The sequence below is a fragment of the Pseudoxanthomonas sp. UC19_8 genome (genome assembly GCF_042700505.1).
Taxonomy (GTDB): domain Bacteria; phylum Pseudomonadota; class Gammaproteobacteria; order Xanthomonadales; family Xanthomonadaceae; genus Pseudoxanthomonas_A; species Pseudoxanthomonas_A winnipegensis.
The window spans coordinates 2,139,151-2,159,839 of sequence record NZ_CP170559.1 but is presented as its reverse complement, the minus strand read 5'-3'; the positions used below and the strand labels follow the sequence as shown (position 1 = coordinate 2,159,839).

17 protein-coding genes are annotated in these 20,689 nt (G+C 68.0%); 11 read left to right on the top strand and 6 right to left on the bottom strand.

All coding sequences use genetic code 11. The features are described 5' to 3' along the window. The first annotated feature begins 507 nt into the window (after positions 1-507). From cyoA to ACFJIT_RS09400, 5 genes are all read left to right on the top strand, one after another. Entirely contained in the window at positions 508-1,593 is a 1,086-nt protein-coding gene (gene cyoA, locus ACFJIT_RS09420) for a ubiquinol oxidase subunit II (RefSeq protein ID WP_130519066.1), read from the top strand. 2 nt (positions 1,594-1,595) lie between these two features. Then, the gene (cyoB, locus tag ACFJIT_RS09415) at positions 1,596-3,593 is read left to right on the top strand and encodes a cytochrome o ubiquinol oxidase subunit I (RefSeq protein ID WP_130519321.1); all 1,998 of its coding nucleotides are present in this window, start codon (positions 1,596-1,598) and stop codon (positions 3,591-3,593) included. A 1-nt stretch (position 3,594) separates the two neighbouring features. Beyond that, positions 3,595-4,218 carry a cytochrome o ubiquinol oxidase subunit III gene (cyoC, locus tag ACFJIT_RS09410; protein ID WP_130519064.1) on the top strand — a complete coding sequence of 208 codons (624 nt, stop codon included), beginning with the start codon at positions 3,595-3,597 and terminating at the stop codon, positions 4,216-4,218. Continuing rightward, the gene (gene cyoD / locus ACFJIT_RS09405; RefSeq protein ID WP_130519062.1) at positions 4,218-4,562 is read left to right on the top strand and encodes a cytochrome o ubiquinol oxidase subunit IV; all 345 of its coding nucleotides are present in this window, start codon (positions 4,218-4,220) and stop codon (positions 4,560-4,562) included. Before cyoC ends, cyoD begins: the two co-directional genes overlap by 1 nt. A 162-nt stretch (positions 4,563-4,724) precedes the next feature. Next, complete coding sequence (locus ACFJIT_RS09400; RefSeq protein WP_130523663.1) at positions 4,725-6,617, top strand: M61 family metallopeptidase; 1,893 nt, start codon at positions 4,725-4,727, stop codon at positions 6,615-6,617. Positions 6,618-6,864: 247 nt separating this feature from the next. Here ACFJIT_RS09400 and ACFJIT_RS09395 read toward each other — a convergent pair whose 3' ends face one another. After that, positions 6,865-8,565, bottom strand: coding sequence for an alkaline phosphatase (locus ACFJIT_RS09395; RefSeq protein ID WP_379655679.1), 1,701 nt, complete (start codon positions 8,563-8,565; stop codon positions 6,865-6,867). A gap of 203 nt (positions 8,566-8,768) precedes the next feature. Here ACFJIT_RS09395 and ACFJIT_RS09390 point away from each other — a divergent pair, with 203 nt between their 5' ends. Continuing rightward, a complete protein-coding gene (locus ACFJIT_RS09390; RefSeq protein WP_130519056.1) occupies positions 8,769-10,091 on the top strand; it encodes a dicarboxylate/amino acid:cation symporter in 1,323 nt (440 codons plus the stop codon). Positions 10,092-10,352: 261 nt separating this feature from the next. Here the strand turns inward: ACFJIT_RS09390 and ACFJIT_RS09385 are convergent, their stop codons facing one another. Further along, positions 10,353-10,757, bottom strand: coding sequence for a hypothetical protein (locus tag ACFJIT_RS09385; RefSeq protein WP_130519054.1), 405 nt, complete (start codon positions 10,755-10,757; stop codon positions 10,353-10,355). 149 nt (positions 10,758-10,906) lie between these two features. Here ACFJIT_RS09385 and ACFJIT_RS09380 point away from each other — a divergent pair, with 149 nt between their 5' ends. Continuing rightward, complete coding sequence (locus ACFJIT_RS09380) at positions 10,907-11,398, top strand: acyl-CoA thioesterase (protein WP_130519052.1); 492 nt, start codon at positions 10,907-10,909, stop codon at positions 11,396-11,398. 569 nt (positions 11,399-11,967) lie between these two features. On the opposite strand, the gene ACFJIT_RS09375 is transcribed toward ACFJIT_RS09380, so the two are convergent. Together ACFJIT_RS09375 and ACFJIT_RS09370 are read right to left on the bottom strand one after the other, a co-directional pair. Next, entirely contained in the window at positions 11,968-12,792 is an 825-nt protein-coding gene (locus tag ACFJIT_RS09375; RefSeq protein WP_379655747.1) for a C40 family peptidase, read from the bottom strand. Positions 12,793-13,028: 236 nt separating this feature from the next. Then, entirely contained in the window at positions 13,029-13,607 is a 579-nt protein-coding gene (locus tag ACFJIT_RS09370) for a C40 family peptidase (RefSeq protein ID WP_379655678.1), read from the bottom strand. 73 nt (positions 13,608-13,680) lie between these two features. Here ACFJIT_RS09370 and ACFJIT_RS09365 point away from each other — a divergent pair, with 73 nt between their 5' ends. The 3 genes from ACFJIT_RS09365 (at position 13,681) to gorA (ending at position 16,923) form a co-directional block, all read left to right on the top strand. After that, complete coding sequence (locus ACFJIT_RS09365) at positions 13,681-14,160, top strand: peptidylprolyl isomerase (protein WP_130519048.1); 480 nt, start codon at positions 13,681-13,683, stop codon at positions 14,158-14,160. 72 nt (positions 14,161-14,232) lie between these two features. Continuing rightward, a complete protein-coding gene (locus ACFJIT_RS09360; protein WP_379655677.1) occupies positions 14,233-15,471 on the top strand; it encodes a DUF418 domain-containing protein in 1,239 nt (412 codons plus the stop codon). Between the two features lie 87 nt (positions 15,472-15,558). Beyond that, positions 15,559-16,923 carry a glutathione-disulfide reductase gene (gorA, locus tag ACFJIT_RS09355; protein ID WP_379655676.1) on the top strand — a complete coding sequence of 455 codons (1,365 nt, stop codon included), beginning with the start codon at positions 15,559-15,561 and terminating at the stop codon, positions 16,921-16,923. Between the two features lie 12 nt (positions 16,924-16,935). Here the strand turns inward: gorA and ACFJIT_RS09350 are convergent, their stop codons facing one another. Further along, complete coding sequence (locus ACFJIT_RS09350; protein ID WP_379655675.1) at positions 16,936-17,805, bottom strand: LysR family transcriptional regulator; 870 nt, start codon at positions 17,803-17,805, stop codon at positions 16,936-16,938. 110 nt (positions 17,806-17,915) lie between these two features. Between ACFJIT_RS09350 and ACFJIT_RS09345 the strand changes: the two genes are divergently transcribed. Next, positions 17,916-18,902 carry an alpha/beta hydrolase gene (locus ACFJIT_RS09345; protein WP_379655674.1) on the top strand — a complete coding sequence of 329 codons (987 nt, stop codon included), beginning with the start codon at positions 17,916-17,918 and terminating at the stop codon, positions 18,900-18,902. Positions 18,903-19,095: 193 nt separating this feature from the next. Here ACFJIT_RS09345 and ACFJIT_RS09340 read toward each other — a convergent pair whose 3' ends face one another. Next, positions 19,096-20,685, bottom strand: coding sequence for a DHA2 family efflux MFS transporter permease subunit (locus tag ACFJIT_RS09340; RefSeq protein ID WP_379655673.1), 1,590 nt, complete (start codon positions 20,683-20,685; stop codon positions 19,096-19,098). Positions 20,686-20,689 lie beyond the last annotated feature (4 nt).

Genomic DNA, 20,689 nt, shown 5'->3' with positions numbered 1-20,689 from the left:
CTGGCTAGACGCATGATCGCGGCCGGCGCTTGCTGGCGTGGTCCTGGCCTGTCTTGCGTAGGTTGGACGAAATGTGGTAGACGGCTGGATTCGTAATGCGTAGGTCGCAGGTTCGACTCCTGTTTCCGGCACCAAGGTCATTCTGAAGGATTCGTCGCAGCGTTGGCGGGGCCTTTCTTTTGCGTATTCATGCGTGCCGTGTCGACAGCGCAACGCGCCGACAGGCGTAGCATCGGAACGTGCCGAGAGCGCACGGCGCGGCGCCGAAATCGCCTTGGGAGATGGATCACACGAGCGCGGCCGGCGAGATCGCGGCCGCCTGACGCAATCGCGTCGGCCGAGGGATTCCTTGATGTTGCTTGGCAGCATAAGATAGTGCGGTTCTAGCGCAGGCTCTGCCAGCGTCCGGGCGCCTGTGCGGCAGCCCACGCGCGGCCTGTGTTGCGGGCGGTCGGCCAGCCGACCGTCCGTCTAGGTCGCCGATTTCTTCTCGCAACTGGATAGACCATGTCCCTGCTGAAGCTTCCTGGACGACTGCGTCCATGGGTCTTGCTGGCAAGTGTGCTGTTTCTCGGCGGGTGCCAGTCCGCCATCCTGAACCCCAAGGGGCAGATCGGCATCGACGAGCGCAACCTGCTCGTCACCTGCACGGTGCTGATGCTGCTGGTGGTGGTGCCGGTGATCGTGATGGCGCTGGTGTTCGCCTATCGCTACCGGGCCTCCAAGCAGAACCGCTACGAGCCCGAGTGGCACCACTCCACGCCGATCGAGATCGTGGTCTGGGCCATCCCGTGCGTGATCATCACGGTGCTGGGCGTGCTGGTGTGGCGCTCCTCGCACGCGCTGGATCCGTACCGTCCGCTGGACTCTGACGTACCGCCGGTGACCATCCAGGCGGTGTCGCTGGACTGGAAGTGGCTATTCATCTATCCGGACCAGAACGTGGCGGCGGTCAACGAGATGGCCTTCCCGGAGAAGACGCCGCTCAACTTCCGCATCACCTCCGATTCGGTGATGAACGCCTTCTTCATCCCCGAGCTGGGGACGATGATCTACTCGATGGCGGGCATGGAGACCAAGCTGCACCTGATCGCCAACGAGCAGGGCGATCTGCGCGGCATGTCCTCGCACTACAGCGGCCAGGGCTTCTCGGGCATGCAGTTCAAGGCGATCTCCACCGATCAGGCGGGCTTCGAGGCCTGGATCGCCAAGGCCAGGGCCTCGGGCAAGACGCTCGACGACGCGTCCTACGCCGAGCTGGCCAAGCCCAGCGAGAACGTGGCGCCGATCTACTACGCCTCGGTCAAGCCTGAGCTGTTCAACGGCATCATCGCCAAGTACATGATGGGCTCGCACGGCAAGGGCGGGCATAAGATGCTCGGCATGGACAACCCGGCCGAGCCGGGCACCGAGGCCGCGCAGCAGGCCGACGCCCACGCGGGCGATCACGCACCGCCCGGCGCGCCCGCCGGCGATGCGCACGACGGTCACGACATGCAGTCCATGGACGCCATGCCCGGCATGGAGCACATGCACCACGACGACGCCAAGGCGCCGGCGGGTGAGACGCGCAATCCGCAGGAGACGCACTAATGTTGTTCGGTAAACTGACGCTCGAGGCGATCCCGTACCACGAGCCGATCCTGATCGCGACCTTCGCCGGTACCGCGCTGGGCGGCCTGGTCGTGCTGGCGCTGATGACCTACTACAAGAAGTGGGGCTGGTTGTGGCGCGAGTGGCTGACCTCGGTCGACCACAAGAAGATCGGCGTGATGTACATCTTCGTGGCGCTGGTCATGCTGCTGCGCGGCTTCGCCGACGCGATCATGATGCGCACCCAGCTGGCGCTGGCCCATGACGGCGGCGCCGGCATCCTGCCGCCGCATCACTACGATCAGATCTTCACCGCGCACGGCGTGATCATGATCTTCTTCATGGCCATGCCGTTCATCACCGGCCTGATGAACCTGGTGGTGCCGCTGCAGATCGGCGCGCGCGACGTGGCGTTCCCGTTCCTGAACTCGCTGAGCTTCTGGCTGTTCGTGGCCGGCGTGGTGCTGATCATGCTGTCGCTGTTCGTGGGCGAGTTCGCCCAGACCGGCTGGCTGGCGTTCCCGCCGCTGTCGGGGCTGCAATACAGTCCCGGGGTCGGGGTCGACTACTACATCTGGGCGCTGCAGATCTCGGGCCTGGGCACGACGCTGACCGGCATCAACTTCCTGGTGACCATCCTCAAGATGCGCGCGCCGGGCATGAAGCTGATGCACATGCCGATCTTCACCTGGACCGCGCTGATCACCAACATCCTGATGATCGCCGCGTTCCCGTTCCTCACCGTCTCGCTGGCCCTGCTCACCGCCGACCGCTACCTGGGCACGCACTTCTTCACCAACGACGGTGGCGGCAACGCCATGATGTACATCAACCTGATCTGGATCTGGGGCCACCCGGAGGTCTACATCCTGATCCTGCCGTGCTTCGGCGTGTTCTCCGAGGTGGTGTCCACGTTCTCGCGCAAGCCGCTGTTCGGCTATACCTCGATGGTGTGGGCCACCAGCTGCATCGGCCTGCTGTCCTTCATCGTGTGGCTGCACCACTTCTTCACGATGGGCTCGGGCGCCAACGTCAACGCGTTCTTCGGCATCACCACGATGATCATCGCGGTGCCCACGGGCGTGAAGATCTTCAACTGGCTGTTCACCATGTTCCGCGGTCGTCTGCAGATGACCTCGATGATGTACTGGACGGTGGGCTTCATGGTCACCTTCACCATCGGCGGCATGACCGGCGTGATGATGGCGATCCCGGCGGTGTCCTTCGTGCTGCACAACTCGCTGTTCCTGATCGCCCACTTCCACAACGTGATCATCGGCGGCGTGGTGTTCGGCTGCCTGTGCGGCCTGACCTACTGGTTCCCCAAGGCGTTCGGCTTCAAGCTCATCGACAAGCTGGGCAAGGCCTCGTTCTGGTGCTGGATCGTCGGCTTCTTCGTCGCCTTCATGCCGCTGTACGTGCTGGGCTTCCTGGGCATGACCCGTCGCCTGAACAGCTACAACAACCCGGAGTGGACCCCGTGGCTGATGGTGGCGGCCGGCGGTGCGGTGATCATCGGCTGCGGCATCTTCCTGAACATCGTCCAGATCGCCTGGAGCATCATCAAGCGCAAGGAAAACCCCGACCTGACCGGCGATCCGTGGGATGGCCGCACGCTGGAGTGGGCCACGTCCTCGCCGGCGCCGTTCTACAACTTCGCCCACCTGCCCAAGGTCAATGGCCTGGACCAGCACTGGCGTGACAAGGAGGCCGGTACCGCCTACCAGCGTCCGACCCACTTCGAGGACATCCACATGCCGCGCAATACCGCCATCGGCGTGTGGATGGGTGCCTTCAGCGTGCTGCTGGGCTTCGGCATGATCTGGCATATCTGGTGGATGGCCATCATCGGCCTGGTCGGCATGATCGGCAGCTTCCTGGTGCGCGCCTTCGACGACGACATCGATTACTACGTGCCGGCCGCCGAGGTGGCGCGCATCGAGAACGCGCGCTACGACCAGCTTGACCGCCTGCGTGCCGCCAAGACGGGGGCCCTCTGACATGTCCGCGAGCAACACCATGAGTCACGCGCACCACGACGCGCACGCCCACGACCACGGGCACCACGATGCCGGCGCCAATTCGGTGTTCGGCTTCTGGATCTACCTGATGAGCGACTGCCTGATCTTCGCAGGCCTGTTCGCCACCTACGCGGTCCTGTCCGGCGCCACGGTCGATGGCCCCACGGCCAAGGAGCTGTTCGACCTGAAGTTCGTGCTGGTCGAGACCTTCCTGCTGCTGTTCTCCAGCTTGACCTTCGGCCTGGCGATGATCGGCGCGCACAAGGGCAGCAAGGGACAGCTGCTGGGCTGGCTGTTCATCACCTTCCTGTTCGGTGCCGGCTTCCTCGGGATGGAGCTCTACGAGTTCCACCACCTGATCGAGGAGGGCGCGGGCCCGGGGCGCAGCGCGTTCCTGTCGGCGTTCTTCACCCTGGTGGCCACCCACGGTCTGCACGTGACCGCCGGTATCCTGTGGATGGCGGTCCTGGTGATCCAGGTCCTGACCAAGGGCCTGACGCCGCGCGTGATGACCCGTCTGTCCTGCCTGAGCCTGTTCTGGCACTTCCTGGACATCATCTGGATCGGTGTGTTCACCGTCGTCTATCTGCTGGGAGCCCTGTGATGAGCGGTCCTGTCCATTCTTCCCATGACCATGCCCACGAGGCGGCCGGCCACGGCAGCGTGAAGTCGTATCTGATCGGCTTCGTCTGGGCGGTGATCCTGACGGTGATCCCGTTCGGCCTGGCGATGAGCGGCTTCTTCCCGGCCGGCGTCACCGCCGCCATCGCCGCCCTGTGCGCGGCGGTGCAGATCGTGGTGCACCTGGTGTACTTCCTGCACATGGACCTGACCCCGGCCCAGCGCAGCAACGCCATGGTGTTCATCTCCACGGTGGTGGTGATCGGCATCGTGATCGTCGGTTCGCTGTGGGTGCTGCACAACATGAACGCGAACATGATGCACTGAGGCCTCCGGGCTTCCGCTGCGTCACGAACAGGCCGCCCCTTGGGCGGCCTTTTTCGTGGGCGGAAGGCTGGCGACCGTGACCAATGGCAGGAACGTCAGGTGGGCGACAGGGGATAGCATCGAGGGTTGCCGCCCTGGCCTCATCCTCGTCCCGGAGACTCCATGAAGATCGCTTTCTCGCCCGTCGCCCTGGCCGTCCTGTGCGCCCTGGCGGGTACCGCGCAGGCCCAGCAGTCCAGCACGCCCGCGCCGCAGGACATCCCGTATCCCGGCACCCTGCGGGTGGACGTGGATGCCACCGATCTGGGCCGGCGCATCTTCAAGGTGCGCGAGACCCTGCCGGTGAAGGCGGGCGAGCTGACCCTGCTGTATCCGGAATGGATCCCCGGCAACCACAGCCCGACCGGCCAGGTGGCCAAGGTCGCCGGGCTGAAGTTCACCGCCAACGGCCAGAAGCTGGCCTGGACGCGGGACCAGTACGACGTGTTCGCTTACAAGGTGAACATCCCGGAAGGCGTGAGCGAGCTGCAGGTGGAGTTCGACTACCTCTCGCCGCTAAACCGCGACCAGGGCCGCGTGGTGATGACCCCGGCCATGCTCAACCTGCAGTGGAACCTCACCGTGCTGTATCCGGCCGGCTACTACAGCCGCCAGATCCCGGTGCAGGCCAGCGTCAAGCTGCCGGCCGGCTGGTCCTACGCCACCGCCGCCGAGACCGCCAGCAAGGCCGGCGACACGGTGCAGTTCAAGACCCTGCCTTGGAACGTGCTGCAGGACTCGCCGCTGTTCGCCGGCAAGTACTACAAGCAGTTCGACCTGAGCCAGGGCGAGACCCCGGTCAAGCTCAACGTGTTCGCCGATGCGCCCAAGTCGCTTGAGGCCAAGCCCGAGCAGATCGCCAAGCACAAGGCGCTGGTCGAGCAGGCCTACAAGCTCTATGGCGCGCACCACTACGATCACTACGACTTCCTGCTGGCGCTGACCACGCAGATGGGCGGCATCGGCCTGGAGCACCATCGCTCCAGCGAGAACAGCGGCAGCCCGGACTACTTCACCAAGTGGGACGAGACCTGGGGCGGTCGCGATCTGCTGCCGCACGAGTTCAACCACTCCTGGAACGGCAAGTTCCGTCGCGGCGTGGACCTGACCACGCCCAACTTCAACGTGCCCATGGGCGACAGCCTGCTGTGGGTGTACGAGGGGCAGACCCAGTTCTACGGCTATGTGCTGGCCGCGCGCTCGGGCCTGTGGTCCAAGGAGCAGACGATGGACGCGCTGGCCAGCGTCGCGGCGACCTATGCCCGCGGCCGGCCGGGCCTGGACTGGCGTCCGCTGCAGGACACCACCAACGATCCGACCATCAACATGCGCCGCCCGCTGGCCTATCGCAGCTACCAGCTCAGCGAGGACTACTACTCCGGCGGCCAGATGGTGTGGCTGGAGGCCGACGCCAAGCTGCGCGAGCTGAGCCGGGGCAAGAAGTCGATCGATGATTTCGCCAAGGCCTTCTTCGGCATGGACAACGGCAGCTACCAGGTCAAGACCTACGACTTCGACGAGGTGGTGTCCACGCTCAATGGTGTGGCGGCCTACGACTGGGCCACGTTCCTGCGCGACCGCCTGGATGGCCGCAAGCCGCTGACCGGTGGCATCGAGGCCAGCGGTTGGAAGCTGGTGTTCAGCGACAAGCCCAGCGCCGCGATCAAGGCCGCCGAGGGCCGCAGCAAGTCGACCAACCTGACCTATTCGCTGGGCCTGTCGGTGGGCAGCGACGGCGGTGTGGGCGATGTGCTGTGGGACAGCCCGGCGTTCCAGGCCGGCATCGCCCCGGGCATGACGATCGTGGCGGTCAACGGCCAGGCCTATTCCGGTGATGCGATCAAGGACGCGGTGACCGCGGCCAAGACGGGCAAGGCGCCGATCGAGCTGCTGGTGAAGAACTTCGACCGTTACGACACCTACAAGCTCGATTACCACGGTGGACTCCAGTACCCGTCGCTGGAACGCGTGGCCGGCACCACGGACACCTTGAGCAAGCTGCTCGAGGCGCGTTGAGTCAGAGGTTGGCATCCGGCCGGGGTGGTGCGGGTGCCAGGCTGAGGGAAAAGGCCGCGAAAGCGGCCTTTTCTTTTCGGGCGTCTGGCAACTGTGCAACGGCGATAGCAGTAGCAACAGCAAGCCGAGCCAGAGCATCACTCCCAGTTCGTCATTCCCGCGAAAGCGGGAATCCAGGGACTTTGCTTCTTCCGCGCTTGCTCCGCCCTTGTTTCAAGACATCGTCCGCAGACAAAAGAGCGCAGCCTCACTCCACCTCAAACGCCTTCGCCACCGGCAGCTCCACCGGCACCCCATCGGCATTGCACGTCCCGGCCTTGCACAGGCGTGCGCGCAGCGCGGGCGTGGCCTGCACGATCAGGTGGTAGAGCGTGTTCTGCTCGATCGTGCCGTGCACCGCCTCGCTGCCAGGTCCGCTGGCCCAGACGCCGACATCGTCGCCGCCGTGGCTCTCGGACTTCATCGGGATCATGCCTTCCTGCAGATAGTCCGGATCTTCGGTGTTGACCTCGTCGAGCACCGGGCGGCCCTGCGCGGCCTTGAACTCCGAGGGCTCGTGCGGGAAGCGCTTGGGGCCGGCGGGCTGGGCGTTGCTCGCGCCGGGATAGCCCGGGCCGTTGGCGTAGTTGAGCGTGGTATAGGTCTGGCCGTTGGCATCGCGTGCGTACTGCGTGCGGTCGCCATCCTCGCCGGAGACGCCGCGCACCTTGCCCAGGATCGGGTTTCCGCGCACCGGGTAGCCGACGAAGTTCAGCGAATGCGAGTGGTCGGCGGTGACGATGATCAGCGTGTCCGGCGGCGCGGTTTTGACCGCCGCGCGCACCGCGTCGGACAGGGCGATGGTTTCGTCCAGGGCGCGGAAGGCGTTGCCGGAGTGGTTGGCGTGGTCGATGCGGCCGCCCTCGACCATCAGCGCGAAGCCCTGCGGCTGGCGCGCCAGGGACTGGATGGCCGCGGTCGTCATCTGCGCCAGGCTGGGCTCGCCCTGGGCGCTGCGGTTGCGGTCGTGGTCGAACTGCATGTGGTCCGGCTCGAACAGGCCGAGCAGGGCCGGCGCGTCCTTGGCCGCTTCGAACTGGCCCGCGTTCCAGACGTAGGCGCCGCCCGGGTGGGCCTGCTTCCACTCCTCGACCAGATCGCGGCCGTCCAGGCGCAGGCCGACCTTGTCGTCGTACTCGGGATCGCGCTCGGTGGCGTTCTGGAACTGGCTGCGGCCGCCGCCCAGGACCACTTGCGGGCCGCGGCCGAAGCGCGCATCGGTCAGCAGCTGCTGGGCGATGTCGGTGCAGCCGGCCTGGCGCGCGGCTTCGGGCAGGTCGGCGTCGTTCTCCCAGTTGCGCTCGGGGCTGTGCGCATAGGTCGCCGCCGGGGTGGCGTGGGTGATGCGCGTGGTGGTGACGATGCCCGTGGCCAGCCCGGCGCTGTCGGCCAGCTGCAGCCAGGTCAGCAGGCCCTTGTTCAAGCTGTCGGCGCAGTCGCCGCGGGTGCCGGCGCTGACGCCGATGGCGCCCATGTGCGACTTCACGCCGGTCATGATCGCGGTCATGGTGCCGGCCGAGTCGGGCGTCTGCGAATCGGTGTTGTAGGTCTTGCTCAGCGCCGTGGCCGGGAAGGTCTCCCAGCTCAGCGCATTCTCCTCACCCGGGGCGCCGCGGCGCTGGCCTTCCAGGATGCGGGCGGCCGCCACGGTGGTCAGGCTCATGCCGTCGCCGAGGAACAGGATCACGTTGCGCGCCTTGCCCGCCATGGCGCCGTTGCCGGCCGCGCGCGCGGCGCCGCTGCGATACCACCACTGCGGCGTCTCGCCCTGCGGGTGGGCGACCTGCGGCACCTCCGGCGCCGCGGCGGCGATGGTGGGCCTGGCGCCGGCGGTGCTGGCGCAGCCGGCCAGCAGGGTCAGGCCGAGGGAGGCGGTCAGGGCGAGAACGGGAGGGCAGGGCAGGCGCATGCTCGAGAGACAGGAAGAGGACCGACCGCCAAGTCTGCCTCGCCAAGACAACAGCAGGATGACGATCCGGACCGACGCGCCCGGCGGGGCGCTGGCCCGGCATGTCCCGCTGCTGGTCCGCCGGGTTCCACGCCGGGCATCGCCAGGCGCGGCCACCGCGCGGTAAGGTGCGCGATGGGACACCGACGACGGGGCGTGATTTCGTGAAACTCGTGCAGGCATGGCTGAAGATCCCGTTCTGGCAGCGGGTGGTGGCCGGTTTCGTGCTCGGCGCCCTGGCCGGCTGGGCGCTCGGCCCGCGCGCGGAGACCTGGTTCGGTCCGCTGGGCGATCTGTACGTCACCCTGATCAAGATGATCGCGATCCCGCTGGTGTTCTTCGCGGTGATCAACGCGATCTCGGCGCTGAGCGGGCAGAAGTCCATCGCCGCGCTGGGCGCGCGCACCTTCGGCTGGTTCGTCATCACCGCCTGCCTGGCGGTGGGCGTGGGCCTGCTGGTGGGCACGGTCATGCAGCCCGGCAGCGGCGCGCTGAGCATCGCCATCGACTCGGCGTGGAAGCCGCGCGACGTGCCCAGCCCGGTCAAGGTGCTGCTGGACGTGGTGCCGTCCAACCCGTTCTTCGCCCTGACCGGCATCGGTACCCGGACCAACGCCGCTGGCGAGACCGTGCTGGCGGCCGGCCGCGGCTCGATCCTGCCGGTGATCTTCTTCGCCGCGCTGCTGGGCTTCGCCATGGTCAAGCTGGGCGACCGCGTGGCCGAGGCGCGCAAGGTCACCGCGCAGATGAGCGAGATCATGATCCAGGTGACGCGCTTCGTGCTGGAGGTCACCCCGATCGGCACCTTCGGCCTGATCGCCGCGCTGGTGGGCGCCTATGGCTTCGAGAAGCTGCTGCCGCTGGGCAACTTCGTGCTGGCCCTGTACATCGCCTGCATCCTGCACATCGTGGTGGTCTACGGCGGTCTGCTGCTGATCCATGGGCTGAACCCGCTGAAGTTCTTCCGTGGCGCCGCGCCGGGCATGCAGGTGGCCTTCGTCAGCTCGTCCAGCTTCGCCGCCATGCCGGTGTCGATGCGCTCGATCACCCACAACCTGGGCGTCAACAAGGACTATGCGGCCTTCGCCGTGCCGCTGGGCGCGAGCATCAAGATGGACGGCTGCGGAGCGATCTATCCGGCGCTGTGCGCACTCTTCATCTCGCAGTACACCGGCGTGCCGCTGACCGGCAACCAGTATTTCATCGTGCTGATCGCCTCGGTGCTGGGCAGCTTCGGCACCGCCGGCGTGCCCGGTACGGCCGTGGTGATGGCCACGGTGGTGCTCACCGCCGCCGGACTGCCGCTGGAGACCATCGGCTACCTGTATGCCATCGACCGCATCCTGGACATGATGCGCACCCTGACCAACGTGACCGGGCAGATGCTGGTGCCGACCCTGGTCGCGCGCGAGACCGGCCTGCTGGACAAGCAGATCTACGACGCGGCGCCGACCAATGTCGGCGTGGAGTCCGCGCCGCAGCGCTGATCCGTCCGGTGCTGGACCAAGGCGAAGGGCGCGCTGCCGGTCAGCGCGCCCTTCCTGTTTGCGCGGCGCGTGATGCTTCTAGCTGCTTCCGTGATGCGTCCATGGTGGCCGCACAAGTTGTAGCGTGAAGATGGAGGTCCGCGACGCCGAGCCATGCGGGGCGGCGACCGATCGAGCGGCGCATCTCGTCGATGAGGAGCCAGACGCATCGCGCCAGTCGCCGGCCTGGCCAAGGCGACTGCGCATTTCTCCGCGCCGTGCTCAGACCTCGTGGCGCGGCGTGGCCAGGCGCGTGGCGCACAGGGCCATCGGGATCGGCAGCAACAGCGCGACCACCGTGACCCAGGCCGGGAAGGGAACCAAGGCCGCCAGCGCGATCACCGCCGCCATCACCAGCGCGCCGACCGCGATCGCCGGGGCGCTGCGGTTGGCGCTGGAGACCTTGGCCGCGACCCCGCCGCCGAGCAGCCCGGCCAGCGCACAGCCGGCGATCAGGCAGGCCAGCGCCTCGCGCGGGGCGGAGACGGCGTAATCGGCCAGGTTGGAGACGGTATAGAAGTCCGCGCCGGAGGGCAGGCGGTACAGATGCTGGTAGGCATAGGTGCCGCCGGCGATGACGGCCGCGGCGACGAGGATGCCCAGCAGCAAGCCCAGGAAGCTACGCATGTGGTGTTCATTCCATTGAGCGGGAAGCCGACAGGATGGCGCGAAACTCGCCTCGCCCGCAACCGACTATCCTCGCCCGACCGGCGTTGGCGCCGGCCTCTCGACCAGCCCGGCGCGGCGCGCGCCCAGCACGATCTTCAGGAGACCCCATGCGTGGCGAGCAACGTGAACTGACCTTCCGCTTCCTGGCCGAGCCCAAGGACGTCAACTACGGCGGCAAGGTCCACGGCGGGGTGGTCATGCGCTGGATTGACCAGGTCGGCTATGCCGCGGCCGTGGGCTGGAGCGGGCACTACAGCGTCACCGTCGCGGTGGGCGGCATCCGCTTCGTCGCCCCGATCCGCATCGGCGACCTGGTGACCGTCACCGCCAAGCTGGTCCACACCGGCACCAGCAGCATGCACTTCGCTGTGGACGTGCGTGCGCGCGACCTGGAACCCGGCGAGCGCGACGCGGTCAGCCGCCTGTGCACGCATTGCGTGATCGTGTTCGTGGCCATGGATCAGGCCGAAGGCAAGCCGACCGCCGTGCCGCCGTGGACGCCGACCAGCGAGGCGGACCAGCGCCTGGCCGACTACGCGATCAAGGTGATGGAGCTGAGCAAGGACATCGAGCAGACCGTGGCCGCGTTCCACGCGTAGCTTTTTCGGCCCGGCAAGGTGGAGATGACGACTCGTCCTTGGCCGGCATGCGGCGAGGTGAGCCCGCTGATGACAAGCGTGCGGCCGACGAACGGACTTCGGCCACCAGCCTGGATCCGGCTGGATGTAGCGCCTCGGCTCGGTGATTCCGGGAAGGCCGACGCTTGAAAGGAAGAGGCCTGACTGCGCTTCGTACTTCGGTAGCGGCCGCCCTTGTGGCCTATCTAGCCAACGGAGGCGATGGGCGCTGCGAGGGGATCCTTGAGCAGCGGTGAAGCTTTAATGGGAAAGCCCCATCGCCGCCATGGCGGCTCCCGTCCGCTCTACAGGCAGGCCGCTGCGAGATTTGAGGAGACAGTTGCTCCCACGATGGGGTCCGCACGCAACCGGTAGAGGCCCACTGCGGATGGATCGGGGTTCTTTTGAAACGAAGCCTCATACCTCGACGCGCCGGCCCGCTGCACTTCCGAAGCCGGCACTCGCACGCACCACGATCTCTCAAGCGGGAAGAACAGCCACAAAAAAGCCGGCGCATGCGCCGGCTTCTTCTTGCATCCCTGGGGCCGCGCTTACAGCGAGACGCGGCGCGCCTGCATGAAGCGACCGCCCCAGTAGCCGGAGGTCAGCGTATCGACGCGCACGTCCTTGCCGGTGCTGGGGGAGTGCAGGAAGCGGCCTTCGCCGACATAGATGCCGACGTGGTTGACCCGGCCGCGAGCGCCGAAGAACACCAGGTCGCCCTGGCGCAGCTGGTCGCGGTTCCTGATCAGCTCGCCCTCGCCGTCGGCAGCCATGTCGCGCGAGACGCGCGGCAGGTCCACGCCCAGCGCGGTGCGGAACACGTAGCCCACTAGGCCGCTGCAATCCAGACCGCTGTCCGGATCGCTGCCGCCCCAACGGTAGGGCGTGCCGAGCAGGGCCAGCGCGCTCTGCAGGACGCTCTGGACCTTGCCGACATCGGCCTGGCCGCCGGCCGCAGCCGCGGCACCGGCCAGGTTGTAGTGGCTCAGCAGGCGGCTCAGGTCGCCGGCCAGCGTGGTCGAGCGGTCCATGACCGGCACGGTGTCGCTGGCGGCCAGGCGCGGCAGCAGCGCGGTCAGGGTGGCGGCGGCGGCCTCGGTGGCCTTATCGCGCAGCGAGCCGTTGCCGGCCACGGCCGGGACTGCGGCGGCCGGCGCCAGCGCGGCGACCGGAATGCTCACCGCGGGAGCCGTCGCAGCGGCGGCGGGAGCAGGCGTGGCAGCGGCGATCGGCTGGCCGGCCGGAACGGCGGCAGCGCTGTTGGCGTTGATCGGAGTCGGCACGCCAGTGGCGACCGTGGTGGCCACCGGGCTGGTGACCGTGGCCACGTCCGAGGACGGCGTGGCGGGGAGATGGGTAGCGTCCTGGGCCATCGCCAGCGGCGCGGCACCGGTACCAAGCAACGCCAGGATCAGTAGCGGAAGCGGGCCACGATGCAGGCGGCGGGTGGTGAGCGGCTGGCCCAACTTCAGGTCGTCGTTCGTCACGGGCGGGTGAAGGTTTCGCGGCGGAGACTGGAGTTTGCCGTTAGTCGCCAGTGAAGATGTTCAAAGTTCGTTACAGGAGCGTAGAGGGCATTGAGAAGTGCATCACATTTTACGCATCACATTTAATTAACAACCCGGCGGGCCCCGCTGTAATGGTCGCGCCAGTAGGCTCCGTCCAGCGAGTCCAGGCGGACCGTTCCGCCGCTGCTGGGCGCATGGACGAAGCGGCCTTCGCCCACATAGATGCCCACATGGCTGACGCTGCCGGGCGTGCCGAAGAACACCAGATCGGCCGGCGCCAGGCGGCTCTCATCGATGCGCGGCCCCTGGATCTGGGCCAGCTCCCTGGAGGTGCGCGGCAGGCGCAGGTCGAGCATGTCGCGGTAGACGTAGTTGACCAGGCCGCTGCAGTCGAAGCCCGATTCGGGCGTGTTGCCGCCGTAGCGGTAGGGCGTGCCGACCAGCCCCAGGGCGCGCATGATCACGCCATTGACCGCCATCGGGTCGGCCACCGGCTGCACCGACCAGACCCGGGGCGGCGGTGGCGGCGTCTTGCTGCGCACCACCGGGCGCTCGCTGCCGCAGCCGGCCAGCAAGGCCAAGACCAGGGCGAGTCCGCTCAGGACCAGACCGCGCCGGAGCCAGGCGGTTGGCATGCGCCGGGGCGAGCCCGGATAATGGACGGTCTTCATCGCGGCCATTGTGGTCCGCACGCCCTGCGGCGGACAAGCCGCGCACCCTGCCGCGCCACCGCGGCCTTCACCAGAGTTTGCAATGAAAATCGCCAAAGACAGCGTCGTGCGTTTCCACTACACCGTGTCCGAAGTCGGCGCCGAGCCGCTGGAGTCCTCCAAGGACCGCGAGCCGCTGGCCATCCTGATCGGCCACGGCAACATCATCCCCGGCCTGGAGGCGGCGATGATGGACAAGGAAGCCGGCGAAAGCTTCGGCGTGGACGTGGCCGCGGCCGAGGCCTACGGCGAGCGCCGCGATGGCCTGAGCCAGCGCGTGCCCAAGAAGCACTTCGGCGGCCAGAAGCTCGCCGCCGGCCAGCAGGTCGTGCTGCAGACCAACTTCGGCCCGCGCGCGGTGACCATCCAGAAGGTGGGTATGAGCGTGGTCGACGTGGACCTCAACCACCCGATGGCCGGCAAGGACCTGCATTTCGACGTGGAGATCGTCGAGGTGCGCGAGGCCTCGCCCGAGGAGATCGAGCACGGTCACGTGCACGGCGATGGTGGCCACCAGCACTGAGCCATGCGCTTGCTTGTGCAAGCTTTGCGGCGGCCCGCGTGATGCGGGCCGTCGTCGTTTGCGGCCGGCGCGATGCGCCCTGACTCCGCCGTGACGGCGCTGCCCGCACCGCTGGGCGAGCGCGCGCGCCTGCCGGCGATGGATATGCTGCGCGGCCTGGCGCTGCTGGGCATCGCGCTGATGAATCTGGAGGGCTTCGCCGGCCCTCCGGCGTCGATGGGCACCGGCGTGGATCCGGCGCTGTCCGGCGCGGATCGCTGGGTGGACGCGGCGATCTATGTGCTGGTCCAGGGCAAGTTCATCGCGCTGTTCTCGCTGCTGTTCGGCGCGGGCTTCGCCGGCCTGGCCGTGCGCGCCGAGCGCGAGGGCTGGGCGCTGGGCCCGGTGTGGCTGCGCCGCTGCGCGGGGCTGCTGCTGATCGGGCTGGCGCACGCGCTGCTGGTCTGGTCCGGCGACATCCTGGTGACCTATGCGCTGTGCGGGCTGCTGTTGCTGGCCTTCCGCGAGGTCATCGGCGGCGTGCTGGCGTGGATCGGAGTGGCGTTGTTCCTTGTGCCGGCCGGGCTGATGCTGGGCGTGGCGGCGATGGGCGCATCGCTGGCCCATGATCCGGCCTGGCAGCAGGCGCTGCACGAACAGGCCGTACACGCCCACGCCCAGGCGCAGGCCCAGATCGGCGCCTACGCGCACGGCGATTACCTCGCCGCCACGCGCCAGCGGCTGGAGGACTTCGTCTCGAACCTGCAGGTGCTGCCGATCTACGGGGCGCAGGTCTTCGGCCTGTTCCTGATCGGCGGCTGGCTGGGCGGGGTGCTGGCCGAACCGGCGCGGCATGCGCGCGCGCTGCAGGCGATGCGCTGGATCGCGCTGCCGCTGGGCCTGGGTGCGATGGGGCTGGCGGTGTGGCTGGCGCCGTGGATCGGGCCGGGGCGTACCGATGCGCGGACCTGCCTGGGCGCGGCGCTGGCGTCGGCGGCGAGCCTGCCGATCTGCCTGGGGTACGTGGCCTGGACCCTGCGCTGGCTGCAGGGGCGCCCCTCGCTGACCGGCCTGTGCGCGGCGCTTGCCGCGACCGGCCGGCTGGCGCTGAGCAACTATCTGCTGCAGTCGCTGGTGTTCACCATGCTCTTCTATGGCTATGGATTCGGGGCCTTCGGGCTGGCGCGACGCTGGCAGCTGCCGCTGGCGCTGGCCCTGTTCGCGCTGCAGCTTGTCCTGAGCCGGTGGTGGCAGAAGCGCGGGCTTCCCGGGCCGGCCGAATGGGCGCTGCGCGCGCTGGCCTATGCGCGGCCGCCGCGCCGCGCCGGATAGAGATGAGTCGCCTTGTCCTCACCCGTCGTGGGCCGGGGCTTGGGCATGCTGTGCAACGACCCTGAGACCCGAGCGGAGTGAACATCCATGCAGGCAGCGGCTGACAGCGCCTTCGATCTGATCGTCATCGGCGGCGGCTCCGGGGGGCTGGCCGGCGCCTTCCGCGCGGCCGAATACGGCGCCAGCGTGGCGCTGCTCGAGCCGGGCGAACTGGGCGGGACCTGCGTCAACGTCGGCTGCGTGCCGAAAAAGGCGATGTGGCTGGCCGCCGAGATCGCCCGGCATCTGGACATGGCCGCCGACCTGGGCTTCCCGATCGAGCATGGGCCGCTGGACTGGCAGGAGTTCGTGGTCCATCGCCAGCGCTACATCGCCGGCATCCACGACAGCTACCGCCGCCGCCTGCACAAGGGCGGCATCAACCGCATTCCCTCGCGCGGCCGGCTGATGCCGGGCGGCGTGCGCTGCGAGGACGGACTGGAGCTCAAGGCGCGGCATGTGCTGATCGCCACCGGCGGTCATCCCAAGCGGCCGGACATCCCCGGCGCGGAGCTGGCGATCGATTCGGATGGCTTCTTCAACCTGTGCTCGGCGCCGCCGCGGGTGGCGATCGTCGGTGGCGGCTACATCGCCGTCGAGCTGGCCGGGGTGCTGCAGGCGCTGGGCAGCCAGGTCGAGCTGTTCGTGCGCGGCCCGTGTCTGCTGCAGGCCTTCGACCGCGGGCTGACCCACCAGCTGGCCGAGAACCTGCGCCAGGGCGGCATCCGCTTGTTCTTCGACATGCAGGTGACCGCGCTGGAACGCCACGGCCAGGCCACGCGCGTGCTCACCGACACCGGTCCCATGCCGGGCGAATACGACTGCGTCATCTTCGCCACCGGCCGCGCGCCCAATACGCACGACCTGGGTCTGGAGACCGTGGGCGTGCGCACCGATGACGAAGGCTACGTCCAGGTCGATGAGTGGCAGGACACCAACGTGGAGAACATCCATGCCATCGGCGATGTCACCGACGTCGGCGTCGAGCTGACCCCGGTGGCGATCGCCGCCGCGCGCCGGCTGATGGACCGGCTGTTCGGCGGCAAGCCGCAGGCCAAGCTGGATTACGCCAACATCCCCAGCGTGGTGTTCTCGCACCCGCCGATGGGGGGCGTCGGCCTGAGCGAGAAGGAGGCGCAGGCCAAGTTCGGCCAGGACGCGGTGAAGGTGTATTCGACCACGTTCCGACCGATGCTCTATGCGCTGGCCGACGCGCCGCAGCACAGCCTGTTCCGGCTGGTGTGCGTGGGCCCGGAGCGGCGCGTGGTCGGCGTGCACCTGATGGGCGAGGGCGCCGACGAGATCCTGCAGGGCTTCGCGGTGGCGGTGAAGCTGGGCGCCACCCTGGACGACCTGCACGAGACGGTCGCCATCCATCCCACCAGCGCCGAGGAAGTGGTCCTGCTGCGCTAGCCGGCCGCGCTGCTACGGCCCGGGCAGCTGCGCCAGCAGCCATCTTCTGAAGCTCGTCATCGCCGGAGTAAGCGGACGACGCTTCAACATGGTCAGCCAGTACGCGCCGGTGCTGACCATGACCGGAAACGGCTGGACCAGGCGCCCGCTTTCGAGGTCGCGCTCGAACATGCACGGCGGCACCAGGGCCACGCCGTGCCCGTCGATCGCCGCGTGCGCCATCAGCGTCGAGGCATCGAAGACAGGGCCACGCAGTGGGACCGGCGCGCACCCGGCGGCCTGGAACCAGGCCGGCCAGTCCTGCGGCCGGTAGGAACGCAGCAGCGGCACGTCCTTCAGGTCCGCGGGCGTCTGCAGGCGCGCCGCCGTCGCCGGCGAGCACAGCGGCGAGAGCGGCGCGTCCAGCAGGCATTCGGCCTGCAGCCCGTGCCAGGCGCCGTCGCCGAAGCGGATGGCGAAGTCCAGGCTCTCGCCGGCCACGTCCACGCGGTTGTTGTTGGTCAGCAGGCGCAGGTCGACCAACGGATGCTGCGCCTCGAAGTCGCGCAGGCGCGGCAACAGCCATCCCATCGCGAAGGTGCCCACGACGCTGACGGTCAACACCTCGCGCCGGTGGCCGTGCTCGAACTGCTCCAGCAGGCGGCCCACGCGGGCGAAGGTATCGCTCAGCGTCGGCACCAGGGCCAGGCCTTCGTCGGTGATGACCAGGCCCTTGGAGGTCCGCCGGAACAGGCGCACGCCGAGCCGGTCCTCGAGCGACTTGAATTGGTGGCTGATGGCCGCGGGCGTGACCGAGAGTTCGTCGGCGGCCAGGGTGAAGGACAGATGCCGCGCCGCGCTTTCGAAGGCCTTGAGCGCGTTCAACGACACCGACGGCCCCATGGGCACATGAGATCTTCTTGAAGCTGCCAAGAGATAACATCCTTTGCGCGCGTACGGGGCGGATCAGACTATAGCGCCGACCTTTTTTCTCAGTCGGAAGGCGTCGGAACATGCATCGGATCGTGTATGGCGTGGTGTGCGCAGCGGTTGTCTTTGGCTTGTCCGGCCGTGCGGCGTTGGCCGCGCCGGCCAATCCTTCTTCGAAAGAAGTCGCACGTGTCGAGGTGTGGCAGGCGCCCGCAGGCACGACGCAGCTGCCGATCTGGCCGCATGCCGCGCCGGATCCGGAAGAGACCACGCGCAAGCCCGAGCGCGTGCTGACCAAGCTCACGCCGGATGCGCTCGGCGGCGACGTGTCGCAGGGCGTGTTCGACGTCAGCGTCCCCACCATGACGGTCTACCCGCCGAAAGGACGCAATACCGGCGCGGCCGTGGTGGTCTTTCCCGGCGGCGGCTTCGTGATGCTGGCCATCACCCTGGAAGGCACCGAGATCTGCGACTGGATCACCGCGCACGGCATGACCTGCATCCTGTCCAAGTACCGGGTGCCCGGCGGCAACCACCACTACGACAAGGACTGCAACTGCGCGGTTACGCCCAGGACGCCGTTCGCCCTGCAGGACGCACAGCGCACCATCCGCCTGGTACGCGCGCACGCGGCGCAGTGGCACATCGATCCGGCCAAGGTCGGGGTGATCGGCTTCTCCGCCGGTGGCTATCTGGTGGCGCAGACCAGCAACATCTTCACTTCGACCTATGCGCCGGTGGACGCGGCCGACAAGCTCAGCAGCCGGCCGGACTTCGCGATCGCGGCCTATCCCGGGCACCTGTGCCGCGAGGGCAAGTTCGCCCCGGGCTTCAAGGTCACCGCGCGGACGACGCCGACCTTCCTGCTGCAGGACTGGGACGACCCGGTCGACGATATCTGCAACAGCACCGTCTATGCGCGCGCGCTGGAGCAGGCCGGCGTGCCGGCCGAGGTGCACCTGTTCGCCAAGGGCGGCCATGCCTTCGGGCTGCGCCCGTCCAAGCATCCGGTGGTGAAGATGTGGCCGGTGCTGCTGGAGCAGTGGCTGAAGGAGATCGGGATCCTGTAAGCGCGGGGCGGGACGGCTGGGAACGGCCCGTCATTCCCGCGAACGCGGGAATCCAGTGCCCTGGCTGCCTGAGTGCGAGAGTCGCTGGGTTCCCGCGTCCACGGGAACGACGATGTGTGGCGGTTGGCAGTGACGCCAAAAGCAAAGGGCCGCATCGCTGCGGCCCTTTGTCGTGGTGCGAAAGGCGCCGACCTCAGTGGCCGCCGGCCGCCGCGCCGCCGCCGGCCTTGGCCGCGAACGGCGGCTTGGCGAACCACACCACCACGATGATCGAAAGGAAGACGATGCCCAGCAGGTGGAAGATCTCGTTGAAGCCGATCTGCGCGGCCTGCTGGCCGATCATCTGGTTCAACGCCACCGCGCCGGTCTGCAGATCGCCGCGGCCAAGCTGGTTCACGGTCTGCTGCATGGCCGGATCGTAGGCGTTGATGTGCTCGGTCAGCTGCGCATGGTGCACGGTGGTGCGCTGGTTCCAGGCCCAGGTGGTCAGCGAGGCGGCGAAGCTGCCGCCCAGCGTGCGCACGAAGGTGGCCAAGCCCGAGCCGGCGGCGATCTCATGCGGCTCCAGGTCCGAGAGCAGGATGGTCAGCACCGGCATGAAGAACAGCGCCACGCCCAGGCCCTGGATCAGCTGCACCTCGGCCACGCGGCCGAAGTTGACGTCCAGGTTGAAGCCCGAGCGCAGGAAGCTGGTGGAGGCCATGACGAAGAACGCGAAGCTCGCCAGCAGACGCAGGTCGAAGCGCGAGGCGTACTTGCCCACGAACGGCGTCAGCAGCACCGGCAGCACGCCCAGCGGCGCCGAGGCCAGGCCCGCCCACAGCGCGGTATAGCCCAGGTTGCGCTGCAGCCACAGCGGCACCAGCAGGCCGATGGAGAAGAACGCCGCATAGCCCAGCACCATCGCCAGCGTGCCGGCGGTGAAGTTGCGGTGGCGGAAAAGGCGCAGGTTGACGATCGGATCCTTCTCGGTCAGTTCCCAGATGACGAACACCGTCAGCGCGAGCACCGCCACGATGGTCAGCCATACGATCTTGGTCGAGTTGAACCAGTCCTCGTCGTTGCCCAGGTCCAGCATGATCTGCAGCGCGCCCACGCCCAGGATCAGCGTGGCCAGGCCGACGTAGTCCATCTTCGGCGACTGCAGCTGTTCGGGCCGCCCCTTCATCTGCCGGCCGACCACGAAGCTGGCGAAGATGCCGATGGGAATGTTGATGAAGAAGATCCATTCCCAGCTGTAGTTGTCGGTGATCCAGCCGCCCAGGATGGGGCCGGCGATCGGCGCGACCACCGTGACCATCGCCAGTAGGGCGATGGCCTGGCCGCGCTTGTGCGGTGGATAGATCGAGATCAGCAGCGCCTGGGTCACCGGATACATCGGGCCGGCGACGAAGCCCTGCAGCGCGCGGGCCACCACCAGCAGGCCCATCGAGTTGGCGATGCCGCACAGGAAGGAGGCGACCACGAAGGCCAGCGTGGCCAGGGTGAACAGCCGCACCTCGCCGTACTTGCGGGTCAGAAAGCCGGTCAGCGGCAGCGCGATCGCGTTGCTCACCGCGAACGAGGTGATGACCCAGGTGGCCTGGTTGGCGCTGGCGCCCAGGTTGCCCGAGATGGTGGGCAGGGAGACGTTGGCGATGGTCGTGTCCAGCACCTGCATGAACGATGCAAGCGCCAGGCCGATCGTGGTCAGCGCCATGTTCGGCGGGCGGAACGGCTGGGCCGCCGGCTTGGGGGCGGCCGGCGCGCCGCCGCCGCCCGCGTCTTCGGCGATGGTGGACATCAGT

What these genes read in the sequence shown, in the direction of transcription:
- ACFJIT_RS09350 (WP_379655675.1), bottom strand. Translation starts at nt 17,805, where the DNA reads ATGGGGCCGTCGGTGTCGTTGAACGCGCTCAAGGCCTTCGAAAGCGCG.
- ACFJIT_RS09375 (WP_379655747.1), bottom strand. Translation starts at nt 12,792, where the DNA reads ATGGCCCAGGACGCTACCCATCTCCCCGCCACGCCGTCCTCGGACGTG.
- ACFJIT_RS09365 (WP_130519048.1), top strand. Translation starts at nt 13,681, where the DNA reads ATGAAAATCGCCAAAGACAGCGTCGTGCGTTTCCACTACACCGTGTCC.
- cyoD (WP_130519062.1), top strand. Translation starts at nt 4,218, where the DNA reads ATGAGCGGTCCTGTCCATTCTTCCCATGACCATGCCCACGAGGCGGCC.
- ACFJIT_RS09380 (WP_130519052.1), top strand. Translation starts at nt 10,907, where the DNA reads ATGCGTGGCGAGCAACGTGAACTGACCTTCCGCTTCCTGGCCGAGCCC.
- ACFJIT_RS09340 (WP_379655673.1), bottom strand. Translation starts at nt 20,685, where the DNA reads ATGTCCACCATCGCCGAAGACGCGGGCGGCGGCGGCGCGCCGGCCGCC.
- ACFJIT_RS09385 (WP_130519054.1), bottom strand. Translation starts at nt 10,757, where the DNA reads ATGCGTAGCTTCCTGGGCTTGCTGCTGGGCATCCTCGTCGCCGCGGCC.
- gorA (WP_379655676.1), top strand. Translation starts at nt 15,559, where the DNA reads ATGCAGGCAGCGGCTGACAGCGCCTTCGATCTGATCGTCATCGGCGGC.
- ACFJIT_RS09395 (WP_379655679.1), bottom strand. Translation starts at nt 8,565, where the DNA reads ATGCGCCTGCCCTGCCCTCCCGTTCTCGCCCTGACCGCCTCCCTCGGC.
- cyoA (WP_130519066.1), top strand. Translation starts at nt 508, where the DNA reads ATGTCCCTGCTGAAGCTTCCTGGACGACTGCGTCCATGGGTCTTGCTG.
- ACFJIT_RS09360 (WP_379655677.1), top strand. Translation starts at nt 14,233, where the DNA reads ATGCGCCCTGACTCCGCCGTGACGGCGCTGCCCGCACCGCTGGGCGAG.
- ACFJIT_RS09400 (WP_130523663.1), top strand. Translation starts at nt 4,725, where the DNA reads ATGAAGATCGCTTTCTCGCCCGTCGCCCTGGCCGTCCTGTGCGCCCTG.
- cyoC (WP_130519064.1), top strand. Translation starts at nt 3,595, where the DNA reads ATGTCCGCGAGCAACACCATGAGTCACGCGCACCACGACGCGCACGCC.
- ACFJIT_RS09345 (WP_379655674.1), top strand. Translation starts at nt 17,916, where the DNA reads ATGCATCGGATCGTGTATGGCGTGGTGTGCGCAGCGGTTGTCTTTGGC.
- ACFJIT_RS09370 (WP_379655678.1), bottom strand. Translation starts at nt 13,607, where the DNA reads ATGGCCGCGATGAAGACCGTCCATTATCCGGGCTCGCCCCGGCGCATG.